The 5,565-nt window shown below is 63.0% G+C and carries 5 protein-coding genes; all 5 read right to left on the bottom strand.

Annotated elements, in window-relative coordinates:
• Nucleotides 1–14: 14 nt before the first annotated feature.
• Nucleotides 15–968 (bottom strand): AEC family transporter, encoded by a 954-nt coding sequence (locus AC1D1X_RS14405; protein WP_477698514.1) that lies wholly within the window; start codon nt 966–968, stop codon nt 15–17.
• A 221-nt stretch (nt 969–1,189) separates the two neighbouring features.
• Nucleotides 1,190–2,251, bottom strand: coding sequence for a porin (locus AC1D1X_RS14410; protein ID WP_477670152.1), 1,062 nt, complete (start codon nt 2,249–2,251; stop codon nt 1,190–1,192).
• Between the two features lie 185 nt (nt 2,252–2,436).
• Nucleotides 2,437–3,228: an L-fucose dehydrogenase gene (locus AC1D1X_RS14415; protein ID WP_477670153.1), complete on the bottom strand. Its 792-nt coding sequence runs from the start codon at nt 3,226–3,228 to the stop codon at nt 2,437–2,439.
• Nucleotides 3,229–3,289: 61 nt separating this feature from the next.
• The gene (locus AC1D1X_RS14420; RefSeq protein WP_477670154.1) at nt 3,290–4,570 is read right to left on the bottom strand and encodes an L-fuconate dehydratase; all 1,281 of its coding nucleotides are present in this window, start codon (nt 4,568–4,570) and stop codon (nt 3,290–3,292) included.
• Nucleotides 4,571–4,648: 78 nt separating this feature from the next.
• The gene (locus tag AC1D1X_RS14425) at nt 4,649–5,563 is read right to left on the bottom strand and encodes a substrate-binding domain-containing protein (RefSeq protein WP_477698515.1); all 915 of its coding nucleotides are present in this window, start codon (nt 5,561–5,563) and stop codon (nt 4,649–4,651) included.
• Nucleotides 5,564–5,565: the final 2 nt, after the last annotated feature.

A 5,565-nucleotide genomic window follows, 5' to 3' on the forward strand; every position in this document is an offset into this window, starting at 1 on the left:
GCCTGGTACCTGGCTCAGGTCAGCAGGGTCACTGCTGCCGAAAAGCTGAAAAAAGCCAGCACCGTCGACAACAGGATGATGCGCGCGATGCGGCCGTTGTCCGCGCCAAAGCGCTCGGCCAGCAGCGCCACATTGCTGGCGCTGGGCAACGCCGCCACCAGTACGATGACCGTGAGTGCGAAGGGTTGCAGCGGCACGCCCACAGCGATGGCACCCAACCCGACGAGGCCCACCAATACCGGGTGCACCACCAGTTTGATGAGCGCAACCGGCACATACTCCTTCAGGGGTGTGGCAGCCGTACTGTTCATCTGCGAGCGCGCCAGCACCGCGCCAATGGTGAACAGCGCCACAGGCGAGGCCGCATCGGCCAGCAGCCCGACGGTCTGCATCACCGGCCCTGGCAACATCACACCCAGCCCGGACGATAGCGCGCCCAGCACAATCGCCCACGGCATGGGATTGAGCGCCACGCCCTTGAGCGCTTTTTGCGCAGCGACCTCTGCGCCATGAATGTCGGCCGAGTCCAGCCGCGACAGCGCGATGCACARCGAGCTTGTCACGAGCAAGTCAACCAGGATGGTGACGATGGCCGGGCCGGCGGCCTGAGCGCCCAGCAGTGCCACCAGCAGCGGCACGCCCATGAAGCYCGTATTGGGGAAAGCCGCCACCAGCGCACCGAAAGACGCATCGTTCCAGGCAATACGGCCCTTGCGCGTGAGCATCACGGTGAAAGCCACCATCAGCAACGCGCACACCAGGTAGACCGCCACCAGGCTCGCGTCCAGCAGCTGCGCAATCGGCGTGCCGGCGCCAAAGCGGTACAGCATGCAGGGCAATGCGAAATACAACACGAAGGTATTGAGGCCAGGAATGGCCAGCTGCGGGAGCAGGCCCCGGCGTGCAGCAAGGTAGCCGCACAGCACCAGGGCGAAAAAAGGGAAAGTGACGAAAAGAATGCGGAGCACGGCACTGATTGTCGCCCACGCCCTTGCGTGCGAGTGAGCAGCACGGTCCCGCTTGCACATCGATTGAGCATAAAAAATAGCTGCGGCGCAGGCATCGCCTGCGCGAGCAGCTATGTTTTTAATAGCAAAAAATGGTTGGCCAGCGGGTCCGCGTCAGGTGATACCGATCTGACCCAGCCAGCCTGCCGCCGAGCGCCTAGCTCCCCCGGCGGCGTTGCCCTTTAAAAGCTGTGCGCAATGCCCGCGTAAATGGTTCTTTGCCCCTGGTTGACATTCGGATTTCCCGAGATGCCCCCGTCCACCCCGAAGTTGGCACCACTGGAGTTGCTGACGCTGCCGAATGATGCGTACAGCAACGTGCGCTTGGACATGCTGTAGTCCGCACCCACCATGCCCAGCGTGGCCTTGCCGGCCACCCGGTCAGACTTCACGTGGAAGACCGAACCGATCAGCGTGAGCGCTGGCGTCACATCGTAACGAACGCCAACCCAGGCATGCTTGAGCTTGGACGCGGCTGTGAGGGCCGCGTCGGGTGCGGTGATGTAGTCGTAGGCCGCATAGAGCTTGGCCGGGCCGAACTTGTATGTGCCGCCTATGATGGTTTCCTTGGAGGTGCTGAAAACATCCGTGAAGGTGGCGGCAGCATTACGGCGCTCTGAATAGATGGCGCGCAGCATCAGGTCCTGGTTCGCATAGGTCATCGATATGCCCTCGCCGCGGTTGGCCTTGCTGTTTCCAGCCTGTTCGCCAAACGAGATTTGCCCGGTGGCGCTGAAGCCGCCCATATCAGGCGTTGAATACTCGACCACGTTGCTGGCACCGGGCCAGCTGCGGCCCCTGACCAGGGTGGCGCTGCCCACCCACTGTTGGCCGGTCGGGTCCAGGTCCCACACGTCGTTGCTGATGAACAGGTTCTTGCCAAGACGGAAGCTGCCCCAGCTGGCGTTGGACAGACCGACATAGGCGCGGCGGTTGAACAATGCCGAGCCGACCGAGCCGTTTTTCAGTTCAAACCCGCTTTCGAGAAGGAAGTTGGCCGCCAGCCCGCCGCCCAGGTCTTCCTTGCCCTTCATGCCCCACATGCTGGTGCCCCACTGGTTGCTGGCCACCATGGTTTTGGAGAAGCTGGCATTGGCCACCGGGTCATACACATGGTCGATATACGCCAGGCCTGATACGGCACGTCCGTACATGGTGACACTGGACTGGGCCGAGGCCAACTGTGGCGCCAGCGCGGCCGCGCAGGCCACACCGAGGTACACACTACGGAAAGCAGCTTTCATGATTTGTCTCTCTTTGCTATGGTTAGGTTGAGTCAGTTAAAAAGTCCGGATATGCCCATCCGCCGGCATGGCTGCCCAGAGCGAACCCGGTTCGGGCGGGGAAAATCTGCGGCGAGCTTCATCGTGCTTTTCAGGGCTCGGTAGCTGGCAGCGCCGCATGGCGTTTTGGCCGTGTTGATGTCTGTTCATGGTGGTCCGCCGACAGGCAAGGCGCGGTCCAGATGCACATAACCGCCATCGGGATGAATCCACTGGCCCGTCGTGTGTGAGGCGCGATCGGACAGCAGGAACACTACCGTGTCGGCAATTTCGCGGTCGGTCGTCATGCGCTGGCCCAGGGGGATCCGGGCCGTGATGTCGGCCAGCGCCGCTGCCGGGTCGGCAAAGGTCTTGAGCCACGTTTCATAGAGCGGCGTCATGACTTCGGCCGGCAGCACCGCATTGACCCGCACGCCATGTGGCGCCAGGGCGGCAGCCCATTCGCGTGTCAGCCCCAGCTGGGCCGCCTTGGCCGCGACGTAGCCGCTGGTGTTGCCCTGCCCAGTGAGCGCCGTCTTGGAGGAAATGTTGACGATGGCGCCGCGCCTGGCCTTTAGCTGGTCCAGGCACAGGTGAGCCATCAGGTAGTAATGCATCAGGTTGGACTGCAGCGAGCGCTCGAAGGCCTCGGGGCCGGCCTCCAGGCCGACGCTGTCGTTGACGCCGGCGTTGTTGACCAGCGCATCAATGCCGCCGAATTCGGCCACGGCACCCTGCACCGCGGTCCGGCAGGCCGATTCGCTTTCAAGGTCGAGCTGGAAAAACCCATGGCGTGCACCGAGCTCCCGCAAGGCCGCGGAAAATTCCGGCAACAAGGGGCTGCGGCCGAAGATCACCGGCACGGCGCCCTCCCGCGCCAGCTGCAGGCTGATGGCCCCGCCAATTCCGGCGCCCCCGCCGGTGACAATGACAATCTTGTTTTGAAGGTGCAAATTCATCAAGGGCTCCGGTGTCAGATGTTGGTTATGGTCAGGCTCAGCCGAGGGTGTGTAGCGGCCATCAGCCCTTGAAGGCGTACTGCGCCAGCGACTCGCGCTTCATCTCAATCGAATAGCCAGGCCGCTGCGGCGGCATGTAGGCGGCATGGCGAATCACGCAGGGGTCCACGAAATGCTCGTGCAGGTGGTCCACGTATTCGATCACCCGGCCTTCCTTGGTACCGGCGATGCAGAGGTAATCGATCATCGACAGGTGCTGCACGTATTCGCACAAGCCGACCCCGCCGGCATGCGGACAAACCTTGAGCCCATATTTGGCCGCCATCAACATCACGGCCAGCACCTCGTTGACCCCGCCCAGGCGGCAGGCGTCGATCTGCACCACGTCAATGGCGCCCTGCATGATGAGCTGCTTGAACATGACGCGGTTCTGGCACATCTCGCCGGTGGCGACCTGCATGTCGCCCTTCACCGCCTCGCGGATGCGGCGGTGACCCTCGATGTCGTCGGGGCTGGTCGGCTCTTCGATGAACCAGGGCTTGGCAAAGCCCAGGTGGCCCAGCCACTCAATCGCCTCGTTGACATCCCACACCTGGTTGGCGTCGATCATCAGGGTGCGGTCGGGGCCGAGCACCTCGCGGGCGACGCGCACCCGCCGGATGTCGTCCTGCAGGTCGCGGCCCACCTTGAGCTTGATGTGCGAAAAGCCGGCGTCCACCGCCTCCTGGGCCAGGCGCCTGAGCTTTTCGTCGTCATAGCCCAGCCAGCCGGCGGAAGTGGTGTAGCAGGCGTATCCTTCCTGCTCGAGCGTCTTCAGGCGCGCGTCCTTGCCGGCGGCCTGGCGCGTCAACAGCGCCAGCGCTTCGGCCGGCGTGATGCAGTCGGTGATGTAGCGGAAGTCGATCAGCCTGACGATCTCTTCCGGGCTCATGCGGGCCACCAGCTTCCACACCGGCACGCCCTCCTGCTTGGCCCACAGGTCCCACACGGCATTGACCACGGCGGCAGTCGCCAGGTGGATCGCGCCCTTGTCGGGGCCGATCCATCGCAGCTGGCTGTCCGAGGTGATGTAACGCCAGAAGCGGCCCATGTCTTCGGTCACCCAGTCCATGTCGAGACCGACCACCAGGTGGCGCATGGCTTCGATGGCGGCACAGCAGATTTCATTGCCGCGGCCGATGGTGAAGGTCAGGCCATGGCCTTCAAGCCCCGGCTCGCCGGTTTCCAGCACCACATAGGCGGCCGAATAGTCCGGGTCCGGATTCATCGCGTCCGAGCCGTCGAGATGCCGCGACGTGGGAAAGCGCACATCGACGACACGCATGGATTGGATAGTGCTCATGAAGGATTGCCTGGGGATTGCTGTTTGCCTGGTGAAGAAGCGCTTCAGCGCGTGGTAGCCCTGAGGCCGCCGCACCCATCAGTCATACAGAACCGCAGCGATCTTGGGATCATTGATGGTGGTCTTGTCGTAGTAGTAAAAGCCGGTGTCGATGACCTTGGGCAGCTTTTCGCCCTTGAGGGACTTGACCGCCGCCTCCACCGTCTTGTAGCCAATGCCGACCGGGTTCTGGGTAATGGCGCCGGCCATTGAGCCGTCCATGATGGCGGCCTTTTGCTGCTTGCCGGAGTCGTAGCCGATGATCACCACCTTGCGCTTCATCTCCCTGGCGCCATTCAGTGCACCGATGGCCGAGCCTTCGTTGGCGCCGAAAATTCCCTTGAGGTTAGGGTTGGCCTGCAGGATGGACTTGGTGATCTCGGTCGATTTGAGCTGGTCGCCGCCGCCGTACTGCACGCTGACGATCTTGATGTTGGGATAGGTTGACTTGATACGGTTGACAAATCCGTCGGTGCGATCGATGCCGGTGCGGCTGGTCTGGTCATGCACCACGAGGGCGACATCGCCGCTTTTACCGATCAGCTCGGCCATCTTGTCGGCGGCGAGGGCTGCGGCGGCCACGTTGTTGGTGGTGGTCGTGGTCACCGGAATATCGCTGTCCACGCCCGAGTCAAATGCGATGACCGGGATCTTGGCGGCCTGGGCCTTTTTCAGCAGCGGGATCGATGCCTTGCTGTCCAGCGCGGCAAAGCCGATGGCCGACGGCTTTTTGGCCAGCGCCGCCGCGAACATGTCGATCTGCTTGTCCACCATGCTCTCGCTCTCGGGGCCTTCGAAGGTCACCTTGACCTTGTAGTCCTTGCCGGCCTGCTCGGCGCCGGCCTTGACGGCTTGCCAGAACTGGTGCTGAAAGCCCTTGGAGATCATGGGAATGTAGATCTCGTCGGCAGCCAGCGCCGTCGTGCTCAAGGTAGAAGCCAGGCCAAGGCCCAGTG

Source organism: Polaromonas sp. P1_G4 (genome assembly GCF_056405475.1).